The following is a 1,689-nucleotide window of genomic DNA, read 5'->3' on the forward strand; positions in this document are numbered from 1 at the left end:
CCGTACCGCCCAAGAGCTCGCCGATGATTTTGGCGCTGTCGGTGGAATCAAGAATGGAAAAGTTTTTTTTGTAACCGATTTGATTGGCTTCTTCGCGCAGAATCTTCATGCCCAAAGAGTGGAAGGTGCAAATCGTCAGCCCGCGCGTTTGCGACTTGGGCAGCATTTTGGAGACGCGCTCCTGCATTTCCGTGGCAGCTTTATTGGTAAAGGTAATCGCGGCGACGGTATGCGGCAGATAGCCGACATTGACAATCAAATGCTTGATTTTTTGCGTAATCACGCCGGTTTTGCCGCTACCTGCGCCGGCAAGGACGAGCAGGGGGCCGCCTAGATACTTGACTGCGGCTTGCTGTTGAGGGTTGAGTTTCATTGAAGGGGAAGACGGGTAATGTGGGGAGCAATTATACAACAAGGCCGTCTGAAATTTTCAGACGGCCTTGGGCGTTTTTTAGAGTAAGCCTTATGCAAAATATTTCAATTTGCCTTTGAAGTCTTCCAGCTTCTCATAGCCTTTTTGCGCCATGATGGCTTTTAATTCAAGGGAAACCCGTTCAAAAATGTCTACGCCTTGCTGGTGTAGCGCCGTGCCGATCTGCACCATGCTTGCGCCGCACAAGATGTGTTCAAACGCATCACGGCCGCTGTAAACGCCGCCCGTTCCGATGATTTGGATAGACGGATCCAGTCTTTGATAGAACGCGTGGACATTGGCGAGCGCAGTCGGTTTGATGTATTGGCCGCCTATGCCGCCGAAGCCGTTTTTCGGGCGGATCACGACGTATTCGTCTTCGATATACATACCGTTGCCGATGGAGTTGACGCAGTTGACGAATTTTAGGGGATAGCGGTTGAACACTTTCGCCGCTTGATCGAAATGGGCAATATCGAAATACGGCGGCAATTTGATGCCCAAGGGCTTGTCGAAGTAGGTAAAGGCATTATCCAAAATCATCTCGGTTGTTTTAAAGTCGTAGGCGATTTGCGGTTTGCCGGCGACGTTTGGGCAGGATAGGTTGAGTTCGGTAATGCCGTTGAACCCGCTGTTTTGCACCTTTTCCAACAGGATATGTGTTTCGCCGGGCGACAGGCCGACCAGTGAGAGAAAAAATGTCCGTTCCGGCTGAGTCTCTTGAAGGGTAAGCAGGTAATCCAGATAGTAATCAATGCCTTGATTCGGCAAACCCATTGAATTGATACTGCCGAGAGGCACGTCCCGATAACGCAGCTCGGGGTTACCTTGACGAGGGTAAGCGTTGCTGTCTTGGTAATGAAAGTGCCGGCAGCAGACTGTCTGACCTCTTCCAATTCCTCAACAGTCATACATGACACACCTGCTGCGTTCATCAGGCAGTTGTCAAAAGAAAAACCGGCGATTTGTGTTTTCAACGATACCATCTCCTGCTCCTTTTCTTTGCAAAATCAAATTGTTTGCCGAGCGTAACACGAAGAAGCGGTACGATTTTTAACAAACATCAAATGACAAAGCATGTAGGCGGATGTTGTTTTCAATATTGAAAAAAAGGCCGTCTGAAAAATGAACTGCACCCCCAAAGTTGGATATCCCCCCCTCCAACTCACAAGGTGCAGTTTTTTTATGAGCAAATATACATTACACTTCAAATACCAAGCCGTACTCCACTACCTGCACATACGCAGCCAACAGCGTACCGCAGACCACTACGGCAT

The 1,689-nt window shown here is 49.0% G+C and carries 1 protein-coding gene and 1 pseudogene; both read right to left on the reverse strand.

The window, feature by feature from the left end; translation table 11 throughout:
* A partial coding sequence (locus tag ACTHUT_RS19835; protein WP_440419533.1) for a UvrD-helicase domain-containing protein occupies positions 1-373 on the reverse strand: 373 nt, incomplete at its 3' end.
* A gap of 90 nt (positions 374-463) precedes the next feature.
* Positions 464-1,398: pseudogene (locus ACTHUT_RS19840) on the reverse strand (dihydroorotate oxidase).
* Positions 1,399-1,689: the final 291 nt, after the last annotated feature.

It is taken from the genome of Neisseria sp. P0022.S010, assembly GCF_051956635.1.